At 47.7% G+C, this 18,544-nt stretch carries 13 protein-coding genes; 6 read left to right on the forward strand and 7 right to left on the reverse strand.

Annotated features, from left to right (window positions below):
• The first annotated feature begins 30 nt into the window (after positions 1-30).
• From F0265_RS17685 to F0265_RS17710, 6 genes are all read left to right on the forward strand, one after another.
• Entirely contained in the window at positions 31-1,026 is a 996-nt protein-coding gene (locus tag F0265_RS17685) for an ABC transporter ATP-binding protein (RefSeq protein ID WP_019276911.1), read from the forward strand.
• Positions 1,027-1,082: 56 nt separating this feature from the next.
• Complete coding sequence (locus tag F0265_RS17690; RefSeq protein WP_171749872.1) at positions 1,083-2,804, forward strand: glycoside hydrolase family 9 protein; 1,722 nt, start codon at positions 1,083-1,085, stop codon at positions 2,802-2,804.
• A gap of 1 nt (position 2,805) precedes the next feature.
• Positions 2,806-3,681 (forward strand): N-acetylglucosamine kinase, encoded by an 876-nt coding sequence (locus F0265_RS17695; RefSeq protein ID WP_171749873.1) that lies wholly within the window; start codon positions 2,806-2,808, stop codon positions 3,679-3,681.
• Between the two features lie 10 nt (positions 3,682-3,691).
• A complete protein-coding gene (locus tag F0265_RS17700; RefSeq protein ID WP_171749874.1) occupies positions 3,692-5,599 on the forward strand; it encodes a family 20 glycosylhydrolase in 1,908 nt (635 codons plus the stop codon).
• Positions 5,600-5,687: 88 nt separating this feature from the next.
• Positions 5,688-8,096, forward strand: a complete 2,409-nt coding sequence (locus F0265_RS17705; RefSeq protein ID WP_171749875.1) for a N,N'-diacetylchitobiose phosphorylase — start codon at positions 5,688-5,690, stop codon at positions 8,094-8,096.
• A gap of 55 nt (positions 8,097-8,151) precedes the next feature.
• Positions 8,152-9,564 (forward strand): phosphoglucomutase/phosphomannomutase family protein, encoded by a 1,413-nt coding sequence (locus F0265_RS17710; protein ID WP_064488025.1) that lies wholly within the window; start codon positions 8,152-8,154, stop codon positions 9,562-9,564.
• Positions 9,565-9,611: 47 nt separating this feature from the next.
• On the opposite strand, the gene F0265_RS17715 is transcribed toward F0265_RS17710, so the two are convergent.
• The 7 genes from F0265_RS17715 to acnB form a co-directional block, all read right to left on the reverse strand.
• Entirely contained in the window at positions 9,612-10,643 is a 1,032-nt protein-coding gene (locus tag F0265_RS17715) for an ABC transporter ATP-binding protein (protein ID WP_171749876.1), read from the reverse strand.
• Positions 10,643-12,268: an iron ABC transporter permease gene (locus tag F0265_RS17720; protein ID WP_171749877.1), complete on the reverse strand. Its 1,626-nt coding sequence runs from the start codon at positions 12,266-12,268 to the stop codon at positions 10,643-10,645. The genes F0265_RS17715 and F0265_RS17720 overlap by 1 nt, the downstream gene beginning before the upstream one ends.
• Before the next feature lie 160 nt (positions 12,269-12,428).
• Positions 12,429-13,442 (reverse strand): Fe(3+) ABC transporter substrate-binding protein, encoded by a 1,014-nt coding sequence (locus tag F0265_RS17725; RefSeq protein WP_171749878.1) that lies wholly within the window; start codon positions 13,440-13,442, stop codon positions 12,429-12,431.
• Between the two features lie 154 nt (positions 13,443-13,596).
• A complete protein-coding gene (locus F0265_RS17730) occupies positions 13,597-14,826 on the reverse strand; it encodes an ammonium transporter (RefSeq protein WP_038509691.1) in 1,230 nt (409 codons plus the stop codon).
• Positions 14,827-14,852: 26 nt separating this feature from the next.
• A complete protein-coding gene (gene glnK / locus F0265_RS17735; RefSeq protein WP_004742633.1) occupies positions 14,853-15,191 on the reverse strand; it encodes a P-II family nitrogen regulator in 339 nt (112 codons plus the stop codon).
• 189 nt (positions 15,192-15,380) lie between these two features.
• Positions 15,381-15,752 (reverse strand): YacL family protein, encoded by a 372-nt coding sequence (locus tag F0265_RS17740; RefSeq protein WP_171749879.1) that lies wholly within the window; start codon positions 15,750-15,752, stop codon positions 15,381-15,383.
• Between the two features lie 105 nt (positions 15,753-15,857).
• The gene (acnB, locus tag F0265_RS17745; RefSeq protein WP_171749880.1) at positions 15,858-18,446 is read right to left on the reverse strand and encodes a bifunctional aconitate hydratase 2/2-methylisocitrate dehydratase; all 2,589 of its coding nucleotides are present in this window, start codon (positions 18,444-18,446) and stop codon (positions 15,858-15,860) included.
• Positions 18,447-18,544 lie beyond the last annotated feature (98 nt).

Consider the following 18,544-nt stretch of genomic DNA (forward strand, 5'->3'; position numbering starts at 1 on the left):
ACAAAAACATAACGATTACTGGAGACAATGATGAGCAAAGAATTTGGTGAACTACTGGTGGAAGGGAAAAATCTAGTTAAAGACTTCCCGATTAACAGTAATGCGCTGCAACAACCCATGATGCGCGCGATAAACGACGTATCTTTTAAAATGTACAAAAGCCGAGGCTTGTCAGTGGTTGGCGAGTCAGGCTCAGGCAAATCGACTACCGCCAAGATGATCGCCAAGATGTATGCCCCAACCAGCGGTACCATTGAATACAAAGGACGTGATATCCAGACCATTGGCTCTCGTTCTGATCTGATGGCCTATCGCGAAGGCGTGCAAATGGTCTGGCAAGACCCATTTGGATCTCTAAACCCAACCCATAATATTTTCCATCATATTGCCCGCCCATTACTGATCCATAAAAAGGTCAAACCGGGGAATAAAAAGGAATTGGAAGAGCGTGTCTACGACTTACTTGAACAAGTGGGACTCATTCCTCCTAAGGAAACCGCGCAAAAATTCCCGCACCAACTTTCTGGCGGCCAACGCCAAAGGGTCAACCTAGCGCGCAATATTGCCGTGGGTGCTGAGGTCGTGCTCGCTGATGAACCGACATCCATGTTGGATGTCTCGATTCGCGCGGGCGTGCTCAACCTGATGGAAGAGATGAAATTTGAAAAGCAGATGTCACTGCTCTACATCACTCATGACATCGCAACTGCGCGCTACATCGCTGAAGACCTTGCCGTAATGTACGTCGGTCATATGGTCGAGTGGGGAGATACAGAAGAGATCATTCACAACCCTCAACATCCATACACTCAATTACTGGTTTCCGCTGTACCGGATCCAAGCAAATCGATCCATGAGCAACTAAAAGGCAATAAAGGTGAGATCCCTCTTTGGACACCCAATTCCTTAGGCTGTCCGTTTGCTGGACGCTGTCAGCATGCAACTAACCAATGTCGTGAACAGTTGCCAGAAGTCACTCAACTATCAGACAACCACTTTGTGCGTTGTTACCTATATCAAAGCTAAAACCATATTGAAGCCAGCCTAAGAAGCTGGCTCATCAGATTCACTCGGAGATTTTAATGCTGCTACTTACTAACCATATTGGTTATGAATCCCTGGGACCAAAACAGGCTATTCTGATGGCAGATGTACCCAACCTACCATCTTCCACTGCCCTTTTGGTGTGTGCAGATAGTCATCAGACTGTTGCGTCACTGGATGTCGAGACTGGCACTCGAGTCGCAAATTGGCACCAGGGATATTTTTTTCGCATTGATTTTTCCAACGTGAAAACACTAGGGCGCTACTACCTCAAATACAATAGTTGTCAGTCCTCTATTTTTTTGATCGATCAAGATCTGCTCTTCACCTCCACGCTTTCAGACGTACTGCACTATTTTAAATCCCAACGCAGCAGCGGCATCTATGATCGTCAGGATCAAAACATACCGCTATTAAACAGCAGTCAAACTGTCGACGTCCGTGGCGGATGGTACGATGCCTCTGGTGATGTCAGCAAATATTTAAGTCACCTCTCTTATGCCAACTACTTGAACCCACAACAAGTTCCAATGGTGGTGTGGAATATACTCAAAGGTCTTGAGCTATGTGAGACCAGCTCAAAGCTGGCAGCATTTACGCAGTTACGTCTCAAAGAAGAGGCTTTATTCGGTGCCGACTTTCTAGTTCGGATGCAGCACGAGTCCGGATTTTTCTATACCACTGTATTTGATAAGTGGTCGAAAGACCCAGAGCAACGTGAGATATGCTCTTACGCAACGCAAGACGGCCACAAATCAGACGACTTTCAGGCCGGTTTTCGTCAAGGCGGTGGGATAACCATCGCAGCATTAGCGGCAGCAGCACGTTTGGATACCCATGGCGAATTTACCACTCAGCAACACCTTGATGCTGCTGAGTCCGGTTACCACCACCTGAAAGAACTCAATTGCCACTACCTCAATGATGGCAAAGAAAACATCATTGATGAGTATTGCGCACTGATGGCCTGCGCTGAACTGTACAAAACGACACAAAGGCATTTCTATCTTGAAGAAAGCCGATACTGGGCGGCACGTTTAACGCAGCGACAGCAGTCGGATGAACTTATCCAGAAGTTCTGGTCAGCGAATAACGATGGCTCACGCCCTTATTATCATGCGGCGGAGGCCGGATTACCTGTCATTGCTCTGTGCCTGTATTTAGAGATCGAAGATGATCCACAACGACGCCAATCAACAGTCGACACCATCACACATGCCTGTCAATTTGAGCTGTCGATCTCCACTAAAGTCGCCAACCCTTTTGGCTACCCGCGTCAGTATGTAAAAGGCGTCAACCAAGCAAAACAAGACGCTTTCTTCATCGCTCAGGATAATGAGAGTGGCTATTGGTGGCAGGGAGAAAATGCCCGTTTAGCGTCATTGTCCGTGATGGCGTACCTCGCTCAGCCACATCTATGCGACGCCGAGCAAAAACATAAGCTCAACCAGTTTTCCCAAAATGCTCTCAATTGGATTCTCGGCCTCAACCCGTATGACATGTGCATGTTAGATGGGCACGGACGCAACAACCCTGACTACTTACCACACCTTGGATTTTTTAATGCCAAAGGAGGGATTTGTAACGGCATAACGGCAGGGTTCGAGGATTCAGAGGATATTGCATTTAACCCGGTCGGACAAAAGGACGACATGCTACAAAACTGGCGCTGGGGCGAGCAATGGATTCCTCATAGTGCGTGGTACTTACTTGCCATCATGGCTCAGCAAGCTCATTTCAGTCGCGTAGAGGAGCAGTAACATGACTCAGTATTTTGTCGGAATTGATGGTGGAGGTACATCTTGCCGAGCACGCATCAGGGATCAACACGGTAAGCGACTTGGAGAAGGTAAAAGTGGCAGCGCCAATATTCTTTTAGGGGTCGATGTGGCACTTCAGTCGATTGTCGACGCGGTCACAATCGCTGCACAAGAAGCCGGACTCGACTCATCTCAGCTAAAACACATGCATTTAGGATTGGCTTTGGCTGGTGCAGAACAAAAATCTGCTTGGCAGGAGTTTATGGCTCAAGCTCATCCTTTCGCTTCCATCGTACTCAATACCGATGCTTATGGGGCTTGCTTAGGCGCACACAATGGCGACAGTGGCGCGATCATGATTGCTGGAACAGGATCTTGTGGCATTTATTTGTCCGGCAATGAGCAGCATGTTGTAGGGGGACGAGAGTTTCCTATTTCCGATCAAGGCGGTGGCGCCGTGATGGGCCTGACACTGATTCAAAAAGTGCTCCTTGCTGAAGATGGTATTGGTGAAAAAACACCTTTATGCCAAGAAGTTATGACCCACTTCTCCAACGATGTCGACCAAATTGTTAGTTGGTCGAAAAACGCCTTACCCCGTGACTATGGCCAGTTTTCGCCAATGATTTTTCGCCATGCGGCCCAAGCCGATTCATTAGCTATCTCGTTGCTTCAGCAAACTGCAGCCGACATTGAAATGTTCATTCTCGCCTTACATAAAAAAGGTGCCAACCGAATCTGCCTAATGGGCAGCATAGCAGAACGTATGCATGACTGGCTTTCGCCTCCCGTTCAACAGTGGATTGTTGAACCCCAGTTTGATGCCATTGAAGGGGCATTAATGTTGGCTGGCAAACCAGAGCATAACCTGTATTAAAGGGGATACCATGAGTTATCGTATTGACCTCACCGTTCTGTCAGAGCATAAGCAATACTGTCGATTTGGTCTGACGCTACACAATCTGTCGGATCAAGCACTAAACAATTGGCATTTGCAGTTCATCATTGACCGCTACATCCTTCCTGATAGCTTTAGTCATGGTTCGATCAAACAAACAGGCAGCTTTTGCGTTGTTACTCCGGATAGCCACACACTCGACGCAAATCAGCATTATTACTGCGAATTTAGCATCAATACAGCGCCATTGCGCTTTTACACTGACGGCCTCAAAGATGCTTTGATTGTCAGTGACAATGGTGCCAGTGAGTTAGCTGTGACGTTGACGCCTATTGCTCTCGCCTCCCCCTATCAAGAGCGCACCCAACTTGACCCGATACCTGCTGCGGAGCACTCAATGATCCCGGCACCCAACCAGATCAGTTATCAGGGTGGTAGCTTTCATTTATCGACCACCAGCCAGATTACCCTGCAAACTGCGCAAGCCGAAAAAGCCGCGACTTGGCTGGAGGAAGAGCTGACCAATCTATTCGGCTATCAGGCCAAGGCCATTGGTCAAAGCGAAATCCTGTTTCGCAATAATCCAACGCTGGATGAAAGTCAGTATCAGCTTATCGTATCCGCTACAGGTGTCAGGATTGAATCGGCATCGGCAGCAGGTTTCGTACATGCCAGTGCCACGTTAATGCAACTTATAACACAAGGTAACGACCAGTTATCAGTACCTTATGTCAAGGTAGTGGATAAGCCTCGCTTTAAATACCGAGGCATGATGCTCGACTGCGCTCGCCATTTCCATTCAATCGACGATATCAAACGGTTAATTAACCAACTCGCTCACTACAAGTTCAATACTTTTCACTGGCATTTAACCGATGATGAAGGCTGGAGACTGGAGATCAACGCTTTTCCTCAGCTCACGCAAGTAGGGGCATTTCGGGGAAGAGAATCGAAACTCAAGCCGCAGTTTAGTCATCTTTCGCCAGTATATGGCGGGTATTATTCTCAGCATCAGGTAAGAGAAGTGATTGCTTATGCTCAAAAGCGAGGCATTACCGTGATTCCTGAAATTGATATTCCGGGTCACTGCCGAGCAGCGATTAAAGCCCTTCCTGAATTGCTTCTCGACCCGAGCGACAAATCGGAATATCGCAGTATTCAGCATTACACCGACAATGTTCTCTCTCCTGCAATACCGGGGACTTATGAGTTTCTCGATAAAGTGCTTGAAGAGGTCGCCAGTCTATTTCCAGCCCCTTGGGTTCATATCGGTGCAGATGAAGTGCCTGATGGCGTTTGGCTTCAGAGCGCAAATTGCCAAGCATTGATGGAATCTGAAGGTTACCAGAATACCAAAGAACTTCAGGGGCACCTGCTGCGATATGCCGAGCAAAAATTACGCTCTTTGGGCAAGCGCATGGTCGGCTGGGAAGAAGCTCAGCACGGAGATAAAGTCAGCAAAGATACCGTGATTTATTCTTGGTTGAGTGAAGAGGCAGCCCTCAAGTGCGCCAAACAAGGTTTCGATGTTGTCCTACAACCGGCCCAATCCACCTATCTGGATATGGCACAGGATTATTCCCCGGAGGAACCAGGCGTCGACTGGGCGAATGTCATTCCTCTCGAAAGCGCGTATCGCTATGAACCTCTGGCCGATGTTCCAGAAGAAGACCCAATCCGTAAACGTATTCTCGGTATTCAGTGCGCTCTATGGTGCGAACTTGTCTCCCACCAGCAACGGCTGGACTACATGGTGTTCCCTCGCCTAACAGCAATAGCTGAAGCTTGCTGGACAATGAAACAACATCGCGACTGGCACGACTATCAAGCAAGGCTGAAAGGCCACTTATCTTTACTCGATAAACAAGGCATCAATTATCGCAACCCTTGGAAGTAACTTTTGCTGACGGCCATAGCCCTTAGCAGTTTTCTCTAGCAAATACATTAGGCCGCTGTCTCAGTGGCTGTAGGAAAAGGAATAAAACATGAAATACGGCTATTTCGATAACGAGAATCGTGAATACGTCATCACTCGCCCTGACGTACCTGCGCCATGGACAAACTACCTAGGCACTGAGAAGTTCTGTACGGTTATCTCGCACAATGCGGGGGGCTATTCGTTCTACAACTCGCCAGAATACAACCGTGTTACTAAATTCCGCCCGAATGCGACCTTCGATCGCCCAGGACATTACGTTTATCTGCGTGATGATCAGACAGGGGATTACTGGTCAATCTCATGGCAACCAGTGGCCAAAAGCCTAGATGAAGCAAACTACGAAGTCCGTCATGGCTTGTCATACTCTAAGTTCAAGTGTGAATACAGCGGCATTACCGCGACGAAAACACTCTTCGTCCCTAAAGGCGAAGACGCGGAAATTTGGGATGTGGTGATCAAGAACACCTCTGACAAACCACGTACCATCAGCGCTTTCTCTTTTGTTGAATTCTCTTTCAGCCATATCCAATCTGATAACCAAAACCATCAGATGTCTCTGTACTCCGCAGGTACGACTTACAATGAAGGCGTAATTGAATACGACCTGTACTACAACACCAACGACTTCGAAGGTTTCTACTACCTTGCTTCGACGTTTTCTCCAGATTCTTACGATGGTCAGCGTGACAGCTTCCTAGGTCTTTACCGCGACGAAGCTAACCCAATCGCCGTCGAAATAGGCCAATGCTCCAACACGGCCCAGACTTGTTATAACCACTGTGGTTCTCTGCACAAGCAATTCACCATCCAACCGGGTGAAGAAGTTCGCTTTGCTTACATTCTAGGTATCGGCAAAGGCAATGGTGAGCGCCTGCGTGCTAAGTACCAAGACCTAGCAGAAGTCGACAACGCCTTCGCTGGTATCAAAGCCCACTGGGATGAGCGTTGTGGCAAGTTCCAAGTGAAATCGCCAAACGAAGGTCTAGATACCATGATCAATGCATGGACACTATACCAAGCTGAAACCTGTATCGTATGGTCTCGTTTTGCATCCTTCATCGAAGTGGGTGGTCGTACTGGCCTTGGTTACCGCGATACCGCACAAGACGCAATTTCAGTCCCTCATGCCAACCCAGCAATGACACGCAAGCGTATCGTTGATCTACTGCGCGGCCAGGTGAAAGCGGGTTATGGCCTGCACCTATTCGATCCAGACTGGTTCGATCCAGAGAAAGCAGACGTGAAACCGTCTAAGTCACCAACGGTTGTTCCTACGCCATCCGACGAAGACAAGATCCACGGCATTGAAGACACGTGTTCGGATGACCACCTATGGTTAGTGCCAACCATCTGTAAGTACGTAATGGAAACCGGCGAACACAGCTTCTTCGACGAAACGATCCCTTACGCAGATGGTGGCGATGCAAGCGTTTATGACCACATGAAAGCAGCATTAGACTTCTCTGCAGAGTACGTGGGTCAAACCGGCATCTGTAAAGGCTTACGCGCAGACTGGAACGACTGTCTAAACCTAGGCGGTGGCGAATCTTCAATGGTGTCGTTCCTCCATTTCTGGGCTCTGCAAGAGTTCATCGACCTAGCCAAGTACCTAGGTAAAGACGCTGACGTTGAGAAATACACCGAAATGGCGGCAAATGTCCGCGAAGCGTGTGAAGCACACCTTTGGGATGACGAAGGCGGTTGGTACATCCGAGGTCTCACCAAGAGCGGCGACAAAATCGGTACAGCGCAACAAGCGGAAGGTCGTGTCCACCTTGAGTCAAACACACTAGCTGTACTCTCTGGCGCGGTATCTCAAGAGCGCGGTGAGAAAGCAATGGATGCCGTAGATGAGAACCTGTTCTCTGAATACGGCTTACACCTCAACTCACCGTCTTTCGCCACACCTAACGATGACATCGGCTTTGTTACACGCGTTTATCAAGGCGTGAAAGAAAACGGCGCTATCTTCTCACACCCAAACCCGTGGGCTTGGGTCGCAGAAGCGAAATTAGGTCGTGGTGACCGTGCAATGAAATTCTACGATGCACTCAACCCATACAACCAAAACGACATCATCGAAAAACGGATTGCAGAACCTTACTCCTACGTACAGTTCATCATGGGTCGTGACCACCAAGATCACGGGCGTGCGAATCACCCATGGCTAACTGGCACATCGGGTTGGGCTTACTTCGCAGTAACCAATTTTATCCTTGGTGTACGCACAGGTTTCGATGGACTGACGATTGATCCGTGTATCCCAACCAACTGGCCGGGTTTCGAAGTGACTCGTCAATGGCTAGAGGCAACGTACAACATCAAAGTAGAAAACCCAGACTCAGTGAGCAAAGGGGTCAAATCGATCCTAGTCAATGGAGAAGCAGTGTCTGGCTCCGCGATCCCCGTACAGCCAAAAGGCAGCGTAAACGACGTCGTCGTTGTACTTGGTTAACCACCCAATGAGCCTATCTCGCAGAGGCTCTTTTGTTGAATAAAGGATTAAAGCAATGATTAAGTTTGGTACTGGTGGCTGGCGCGCATTTATCGGTGAAGAATTTACCAAAGATAATGTTCGCTTGGTTGCCCAAGCGCTGGCAAACATCATCAACCATGAGAAAGTCGCCGACAAAGGGTTCATTATTGGTTACGACCGTCGTTTTTTATCTGACAAAGCGGGTCGCTGGTTCGCCGAGGTGCTTGCCGCTAACAATATTCCCGTCAGCTTCATCGACAAATTTGTTCCGACTCCAATTGTGATGTTTAAAGCCAAAGCGATGGGCTGTGCCTACTCGGCATGCATTACCGCGTCCCACAACCCAGCAGATTACAACGGCATTAAAGTCTTTATTGAAGGGGGCCGTGATGCGGATGAGATAATCACTGAAAAGATCGAAACTCAAATTGCAGCTTTAACTGGCGATAAAGTGCAAAGCGTAGAGTTTGATCAGGCGGTTGAAGATAAACTGATTACGATCATTAACCCAATGAACGAATTCGTTGACTCGATCATCGACTTTATCGACATAGAAGCGATCAAAAAAGCCAATTTACGCGTATTGATTGATCCTATGTTTGGGGTTGCTAAAAACGCGCTGCAAACAGTATTAATCAATGGCCGCTGTGACGTCGATGTGATTAACGATGGCAAAAACCCCGACTTTGGCGGCTTGATGCCCTCTCCCAGCGCTGCCACGTTATATCGTCTAAAGCATCTTGTTGCAGAGCAGGGTTACGACATTGGTATTGGCACCGATGGCGATGCTGATCGTCTCGGCATCATCGACGAAAAAGGCCACTTCATTCACCCTAATGAAGTGCTGATCCTGCTTTACTACTACTTGCTTGAGTACAAAGGCTGGTCTGGCTCCGTAGTTCGTAACATTGCGACCACTCATATCCTCGACAAAATAGCAGCAGACCACGGTGAGAAAAGCTTTGAAGTACCCGTCGGCTTTAAGCACATCAGCTCGCAAATGGAAGCCGACGATTCGTTGATCGGTGGGGAAAGCTCGGGCGGTTTGACCATTCGCGGCCATATCAAGGGTAAAGATGGCGTGTTTGCTTCCAGTCTGCTGGTTGAGATGATTTCAGTGACAGGCAAAAAGCTTTCTGAGCTGCTTGATGAAATCTATACCAAATACGGCTACGCCTATACGGCTGAAGGAGATTGTAGCTTTAAAGCAGGACAAAAGCAGGCACTGCATCACAAGATATATGTCGAGAAGCAACTACCACAGTTTGAGTTTGAAATTGAACGTGTGAGCTACGAAGATGGCGCTAAAGTCTATTTCAAAAATGGCGGCTGGGTAATTGCCCGCTTCTCTGGTACCGAGCCTCTTCTGCGTATCTTTGCAGAGATGGCGGACAAGGAGACCGCAGAAGGCATCGTTGAACAGTTCAAAACATTCTTACAGCTTTAAGCAGCCTAGAAATCAAACACCCAGCGATTTGCTGGGTGTTTTGTTATTTAAAAAGCCAATACGCCTTGCGTTTCAACTTTGACCGAGACAGGCTGACCTATCGACAGTGGCTCCGCTGAGCTGGCCAACAATCGGCTACCGCTGGCATCAATCACATAACGGCAATGGTCACCCATAAACTGTTGCTCCAAGACCGTCACACTGCTCTCCTCAGTCGCACTGATCTGAACATGCTGTGGACGAAGCAACAGCTCACATTCCGCTTGTAGCTGAATTTCTTGCTGAGCTTGTGCTTCAACCAAACCTAACTCAGTTTCAAACTCAGACTCAGACACTCGCTTCGCGATCAGATAGCTGCCACCACCCAAGAAATCTGCGACGAATTTGCTCGAAGGCTGATAGTAAAGCTCACTCGCCGTGCCGTATTGTTCAATCACACCGTGGTTCATCACGGCCATCTTATCGGCAAAGGCAAACGCCTCTTCCCGACTATGAGTGACAAAGATCGCCGTGACGCCATGCTTCTTGAAGATCTTGCGGATTTCCGCGATCAACTCGTGGCGAACCTGAGTATCAATGTTAGAGAAGGGTTCATCTAACAGCAGTAAGTCTGGCTTGTACGCCAATGAGCGAGCGATAGCAACACGCTGCTGCTGTCCACCGGACAACTGATGCGGGTAACGCTCTCCAAATCCAGTCAGATGAACCAGATCAAGCATTTCCGCGACTTTGGCTTTTCTGTCACCGTTAGTCAGCATTTTGAGGCCGAACGCCACATTTTCCTCAACCGTTAAGTGCGGAAAGAGCGCGTAATCCTGAAAGATCATGCCTATATTGCGCTGCTCTGGCGGCAGCCAGTGTTTACCGTCGTCAATCGTCATACAGTTCAAACTCATTGAGCCTGAACTGAGCGGCAGCAAACCCGCAATCGCTTTAAGTAAAGTGGTCTTCCCGCAGCCACTCGCGCCTAGTAAGCAAACAATCTCACCGTGTTCCACCTCTAGCGACAGAGATTCCAGCACCGTTGTCTGTTCGTCGTACTTACAGGTTAAGTTATTGATTGATAATGCACAGCTCATCAGTGTGTATGCTCCAGTGAACGGTTAACCATAACTAAGGGAATCAATCCGACTAATACCAGCAGCACCGCAGGTAGAGCTGCCAATTCGAGTTGTTCGTCAGAGGCAAAGTTGTAGACATAGGTTGCCAATGTTTCAAAGTTGAAAGGCCTAAGCAGCAGCGCAGCATTCAGCTCTTTCATTGATTCAATAAAAACCAACAAACCGGCAATCAAGGCACCACGGCGAATCAGCGGGAAATGCACTCGCCACAACATCTGATTGGAATTGCACCCCATAGTGCGGGAAGCCATATCCAGAGAGGGCGAAACCTTATTTAAGCTGCTTTCAATACTGCCGATTGCAACCGCAGAGAATCGGACGACCAAGGCAAAAATAAGTGCAAACATTGAGCCTGAAAAAACCAGCCCCGGCCTACCCCATTGCATAAATTTGGCAATGTCATTGACCAAGTGGTCCATAAACAAAACCGGGACCATTACCCCAATCGCCAACACTGTCCCCGGTACCGCATACCCCATCGAAGACAAGCGCATAAACGCCAGCCCCTGACGGTTGGTTGATAAGCGATTATAGAAATTCACAATGACCGCGACAATCACACCAATGACGGCCGCCGATAGCGAAACGTAGAGGCTATTAAGCGCATACTCTCGGAATTCCGGTGTCCAGCTCTGTGCAAAATACTTATAAGCGTAGATCACCAGTTGCATCAACGGGAACAAGAATGCAATCGCGACCAGTCCCCAGCACCAGGTCAGCGCCAGCCACTTCTTCCAACCAGTTAACTCGTAGCGAAAGTCTTCTCGGCTACTGAACTGATTCTGGAATAGTTTTTGTTTGCGGCGGCTGTAACGCTCTGCGCTAAGCAAGAGAATCACAAACACCAACATAATGGCGGAAATTTTAGCGGCCGCAGTCAAGCTTGAATAACCAAGCCAGGTATCGTAAACCGCCGTAGTCAGCGTGTTGACGGCAAAATAGCTCACCGTACCAAAGTCACCAATGGTTTCCATTGCGACCAGCGAGAGGCCAACGGCGATTGAAGGGCGAACAAGTGGAAGCGAGATACGACGGAAACTTTCCCAAGGAGAACATTTCAGCAAGCGCGCTGATTGCAGCAAAGAGACGTTCTGCTCCATAAATGCAGCACGACACAACAGATAAACATAAGGGTAAAGCACTAATGCCAGCACGATGATAGCGCCAGTCAAGGTTCTGATATCAGGAAACCAATAATCTCCTGGGCCCCAACCTGTTAAATCACGCAGCAAGATTTGCACTGGTCCGGCAAAGTCGAGCCAATCAGTAAAGATGTAACCAACGATGTAGCCCGGCATGGCCAGAGGCAACACCAAGGCCCATTGCAGAATCCGCTCGCTGGGTAACCGACACATGGCCATAATCCAAGCCGAAGGAATACCAAAAACTAGGGACAAAGCCATCGTACCTGCGGCCAAGACTACCGTATTAAAGGTATAGGTTGGCATTACCGTCAACATCAGATGCGAGAACAGGTCATCCGTCTCGCCGATAGAGGTAAGGAATATCGCTAAGATCGGCAAAACCAGTAGCAGGGCTAACGTCCCACTACTGGTTTTCCATAAATAATTATTTTCTTTCATCGCCTAACAATCACAGGTATACATCACTCAAATGCACTTGCTAATACATCTCATATACCTTTAATACGCTTAAGGGTCTGTTATACCCTTATAAACAAACAACCTCAAGTTACCCTTGTAAAAGAGCGACTTGAGGCTGTGTATATAAAGCGTCGAACGATTACAGGTCGAACTTCACTTCATCAAGAAGCTTGATTGCTGCTGCATGGTGGTCAGCAATTTCATCTAGAGAAATCGTATCAGCTTTGAAGTCGCCCCAAGACGCTACTAGGTCAGAACGCTTAACGCCTTCTTTCACTGGGTATTCGTAGTTCACTTCAGCGTACATGCTTTGTGCTTTATCACCGGCTAGGAATTCCATCAGCTTAAGTGCATTCTCTTTGTTTGGAGAGTACTTAGCCATTGCCATACCAGAGATGTTTACGTGAGTACCGGTTGTGTTCTGGTTAGGGAAGTTAATGTAAACAGCATCAGCCCATGCTTTCTGCTCTTTATCGTTAACCATCTTACCTAGGTAGTAGCTGTTGCCCAGAGAAACGTCACATAGGCCTTCTTTGATCGCTTTAACCTGTGCACGGTCGTTACCTTGAGGTTTACGCGCTAGGTTAGCTTTAACGCCTTCTAGCCACTCTTTAGTTTCCGCTTCGCCTTTATGAGCAATCATAGAAGAAACTAGAGAAACGTTGTAAGGGTGCTTACCACTACGAGTACAGATTTTGCCTTTGAACTCAGGTTTAGCAAGATCAGCGTACGTGAAATCATCACCTAGTTTACCAACACGGTCACGTGAAGAGTAAACGCTACGAGTACGAGTTGTCAGAGCAAACCACTCATTGTCAGTATCTTGGTACTGAGCAGGGATGTTCTTCTCAAGAACGTCACTTTCTACAGACTGAACCAGACCTTGCTTAGTCAACTCAGACAGACGGCTGATGTCTACCGTTAGAATCACGTCAGCTGGGCTGTACTCGCCTTCCTGAGCTAGCTTCTCTGCTAGGCCTTTCTTCGCGAACTTGACGTTTACTTTGATACCAGTTTCTTTAGTGAACTCGTTGAACATAGGTTCAACTAGGAAAGGTTGACGATAAGAGTAGACGTTCACTTCTTCAGCAGCCATCGCGGTTGGTGCTAATGTTGCACATGCTAGAGCAGAAAGAGTCAGCATTTTTTTCATTGGTTCAGTCCTTTAACTTCGTAATGATAACGTTTATCAGTTGCGTTATTATATTCACCACCGTTTAGAAAACAATGCTGTAAAACGCAAAAACCTGCCGGAGTTAGCAGGTTTTTGAGTATTTTATTTGTAACAGTCTGTGTCTTATTTTGGCTTACTTCACAGTCACAAATTCAGGGTAAGCACCAACACCACAATCGTGCATATCCATGCCTTCCAATTCTTCATCTTCAGACACTCGAATACCAATCGTTGCTTTAAGCACAGCCCACACCGCAAGACTTGCACCGAACACCCAAGCAAAGATAACCGCCGCACCGAATAGTTGAGCACCAAACGTTGCATCACCATTACTCAGTGGCACAACCATTAGGCCGAAGAAACCACACACACCGTGCACCGAAATCGCACCAACTGGATCGTCAATCTTCAGCTTATCAAGAGCAATGATGCTGAACACGACTAGTGCACCTGAGACTGCACCAATGGCTACAGCATAGATTGGCGATGGAGACAGAGGATCCGCTGTGATGGCAACTAGGCCAGCCAGCGCACCGTTGAGGATCATCGTCAGGTCCGCTTTACCCCACGTCGTTTTACACACGAGAAGGGCTGCAATTGCGCCAGCCGCTGCTGCTGCATTTGTGTTGAGGAATATTTGACCAACTGCCGTTGCATTCTCAAAGTCAGAAACCATCAGCTGAGAGCCACCGTTGAAACCAAACCAACCGAACCAAAGGATAAAGGTACCCAGTGTTGCAAGAGGCATGTTCGAACCCGGAATTGGGTAAATCTCACCATTTTTTCCGTATTTACCTTTACGAGCACCTAGTAGCAGTACGCCTGCTAATGCCGCGGCTGCACCCGCCATGTGTACGATACCTGAGCCAGCAAAGTCACTGAAGCCCGCTTCTGACAGGAAGCCACCACCCCAAGTCCAGTAACCTTCCATTGGGTAGATAAATGCCGTAAGTACCATTGAGAAAATCAAGAATGACCACAACTTCATTCGCTCAGCAACTGCACCAGACACAACAGACATGGCTGTAGCTACGAACACCACTTGGAAGAAGAAGTCAGATTCTAATGAATGATCAGCACCTTCGCCTTGCGTTCCAATCAGCGCACCAAATGAAGGTAACCAGCCGCCTTCACCATTGTCGACATACATGATGTTGTAGCCAACTACCAAGTACATGGTACATGCGATCGCGTATAGACAAACGTTTTTAGTTAGGATCTCAGTGGTGTTCTTTGAACGAACCAAGCCCGCCTCAAGCATGGCAAAACCGGCTGCCATCCACATTACTAACGCACCTGAAATGAGGAAGAAAAAAGTGTCCAGTGCGTAACGTAATTCCGTTACTGTAGTTGTTAATTCCATTTTAATGTCTCCAGTCCTTTGAATTCTTAAAGTGCCTCAGCGTCCATTTCGCCAGTACGAATGCGCACTGCCTGGCTCAGGTCGTAGACAAAGATTTTTCCGTCACCGATTTTTCCGGTGTGCGCCGCTTTAGATACAGCTTCAATCACGCGGTCTACATTTTCAGCTTGTGTCGCGATTTCTAGTTTTACCTTGGGTAAGAAATCCACTTGATACTCTGCACCACGATAAAGCTCGGTATGGCCCTTCTGGCGCCCAAATCCTTTCACTTCTGATACCGTCATACCTTCGATACCGACATCAGCAAGTGCTTCTCGAACATCGTCTAATTTGAATGGTTTGATAATCGCATTAATAAGTTTCATCGCATCCTCTCTGAAGCTGTCATCCTTTTTATTTTTATAATCCAAGTGACATGCCAACTTATTAAGAGACTGATAAATAATGATTTATTCATTACAAGACGCCAAATACGCAAAAAGGCGCACCGTTATGGTGCGCCTTTATCACAATAATGAGGCAATGATTTTATTCTTCCCTATATCAGTGCAGATCTATTTGGTGGTCAGAAACTCTTTCCATTGTTCAATCAGCAGCTCAAAGTCATCTAAGCCACAACTGGCCTTACTCTCACTGTCATAAAAATCAAACTCGCTGTCTTCCGCCATCGCTTCTCCATGCGCCAACACATTCTCCTGAATGGTGACTTCATCACCATGAATAGAGATGGAAATCTCAGTACCCAGCATGGTGTGCTCCTGAAGTGGAGACTGGTGTACAGCGGCCAGCATAGACTCGACCTGCTCTATCTTCTGCCAATCCTTGCTAATCTCTTCCTGCAACCAACGACCAACAATTTCATGGCCCATACTCGACTTCACGTAGTACTCGCCCATCAATGTATTGCGGATAAATTCAAATTCCATCGTGCTGCCTCATGAAAACGGAGCGCAGATTATATAGAGAGTGTATTCAAAGCACAAAAAAAGCGCCTGCCGAGGCAGACGCTTTTATCATTCCTTCCAAAGCGCTTATGCAGGCTCTTGGAAAATCACTGAATCCGCTTTCTTGGTGTACTGATCCATCTTATGGAAGTTCAAGTAACGGTAGGTGTCTGCTGCTGTCGCATCGATCTGCTTAGCGTACTCTAGATACTCTTCCTTGGTTGGAATCTTACCTAGAATCGCACCAACTGCCGAAAGCTCAGCAGAAGCAAGATAAACGTTAGCACCAGTGCCTAAACGGTTTGGGAAGTTACGTGTCGAAGTCGACATTACTGTCGCCTTATCCGCCACACGTGCTTGGTTACCCATACATAGTGAACACCCTGGCGTTTCAATACGCACACCAGCACGGCCGTAAATACCGTAGTAACCTTCTTCAGTTAGCTGGTCGCGGTCCATCTTCGTTGGAGGCGCAACCCATAGGCGGGTATCCAACTGACCACCGAATTGCTCTAGCAGCTTACCTGCAGCACGGAAGTGGCCGATGTTAGTCATACAAGAACCGATGAAGACTTCATCAATGTTCGTACCCTGAACGTCAGAGAGTAGACGCGCATCATCTGGATCGTTTGGTGCACACAGAATTGGTTGATCAATTTCTGCTAGATCGATTTCGATGACGTGAGCGTATTCTGCATCTGCGTCTGCTTCCATCAACTCTGGATTCGCCAACCACTCTTCCATCGCTGTAATACGGCGTTCGATAGTACGACGGTCACCGTAGCCTTCCGAAATCATCCACTTAAGCATGGTGATGTTCGAGTTTAGGTACTCTTCAATCGACTCTTGAGACAGCTTAACGGTACAACCTGCCGCAGAACGCTCTGCAGAAGCATCTGAAAGCTCAAACGCCTGCTCTACTGTTAGGTGCTCAACACCTTCAATTTCCAGTACGCGACCTGAGAACTCGTTGATTTTGCCTGCTTTTTCTACTGTCAGTAGGCCTTGCTTGATACCGTACAACGGAATAGCGTGTACCAAGTCACGTAGCGTGATACCTGGCTGCATTTCGCCTTTAAAACGAACCAAGATTGATTCTGGCATATCCAGCGGCATAACACCTGTTGCTGCCGCAAACGCGACTAGACCAGAACCCGCTGGGAATGAAATACCCAGAGGGAAACGAGTATGCGAGTCACCACCTGTACCGACAGTATCAGGAAGAAGCATACGGTTTAGCCATGAGTGGATAACGCCATCTCCAGGACGAAGAGAAACACCGCCACGGTTCATGATGAAATCAGGCAGCGTGTGGTGCGTGTTTACGTCGACTGGTTTTGGATAAGCAGAAGTATGACAGAAAGACTGCATCACTAGATCAGCAGAGAAACCAAGACACGCAAGGTCTTTTAGCTCATCACGCGTCATTGGGCCTGTTGTATCCTGAGAACCTACGGTCGTCATCTTAGGCTCACAGTATTGACCTGCGCGAACGCCTTCTACGCCACACGCTTTACCGACCATCTTCTGAGCCAGTGTGTAACCTTTGTTAGAAGCAGATGGGTCTACAGGTTTAGCAAACAGATCTGTCTCTTCAAGGCCTAGTGCGGTACGAGCACGGCTTGTTAGGCCACGACCAATGATCAGTGGAATACGACCACCAGCACGCACTTCATCAAGAAGTACCTTGCTCAGCTCGAAGCTTGAAATTTCTGCGCCATCTTTACGCACAACACCTTCGTATGGGTAGATTTCAATCACATCGCCCATGTTCATGTCTTGTACGTTCAGTTCGATTGGTAGCGCTCCAGAATCTTCCATCGTGTTGTAGAAGATTGGCGCAATCTTACCGCCTAGACAGATACCGCCTGTGCGTTTGTTTGGAACGTAAGGGATATCTTCGCCCATGAACCAAAGCACTGAGTTTGTAGCTGACTTACGTGAAGAACCTGTACCCACGACATCACCAACATAAGCCAATGGAATGCCATCTTTTTGCAGGTCTTCAATTTGGTTGATTGGACCAACGCTACCCGGCTGATCTGGGTTGATGCCGTCACGCTCCATTTTAAGCATTGCTTTCGCGTGCACTGGGATATCTGGACGGGACCATGCATCAGGTGCTGGAGACAAGTCATCAGTGTTCGTTTCACCAGTGACTTTGAATACTTTAACGGTAATTTTTTCCGCTACTTTTTCTTTAGAGGTAAACCACTCAGCATCAGCCCAAGATTGCAGTACTTGCTGTGCGTAAGTGTTACCTGCTTTCGCTTTCTCTTCTACATCATAGAAAGCATCAAACATCAGTAGAGTGTGAGATAGTGCTTTTACAGCAATAGATGCCAAAGCGTCATCATCAAGAAGGTCAACTAGCGGAGCAATATTGTAGCCACCCTGCATCGTACCCAATAGCTCAGCTGCTTTTTCACGACTCACCAGCGGTGATTCCACTTCGCCTTTGGTAATAGCCGTCAGAAAACCTGCTTTAACATATGCAGCTTCATCTACGCCAGGTGGGATACGATTCTCTAGTAGGTCAAGAATTACGGCTTCTTCACCTTGAGGGGGATTTTTCAGAAGTTCGACAAGACCAGCAACTTGCTCGGCGTCTAGTGGTTTAGGAACAACTCCTTCAGCAGCACGCTCTGCGACGTGTTTACGGTAGGCTTCAAGCACGACTTTTTCCTCTCATTGCGGTTCCTTCGTTATTATTACTATTATTCAACGTAACGAAGTGAACATCCTTGGAAACTTGGCTCTCCTTTTTGCCATAT

Origin of the sequence: Vibrio sp. RE88 (genome assembly GCF_013113835.1) — a bacterium.
Lineage (GTDB): Bacteria > Pseudomonadota > Gammaproteobacteria > Enterobacterales > Vibrionaceae > Vibrio.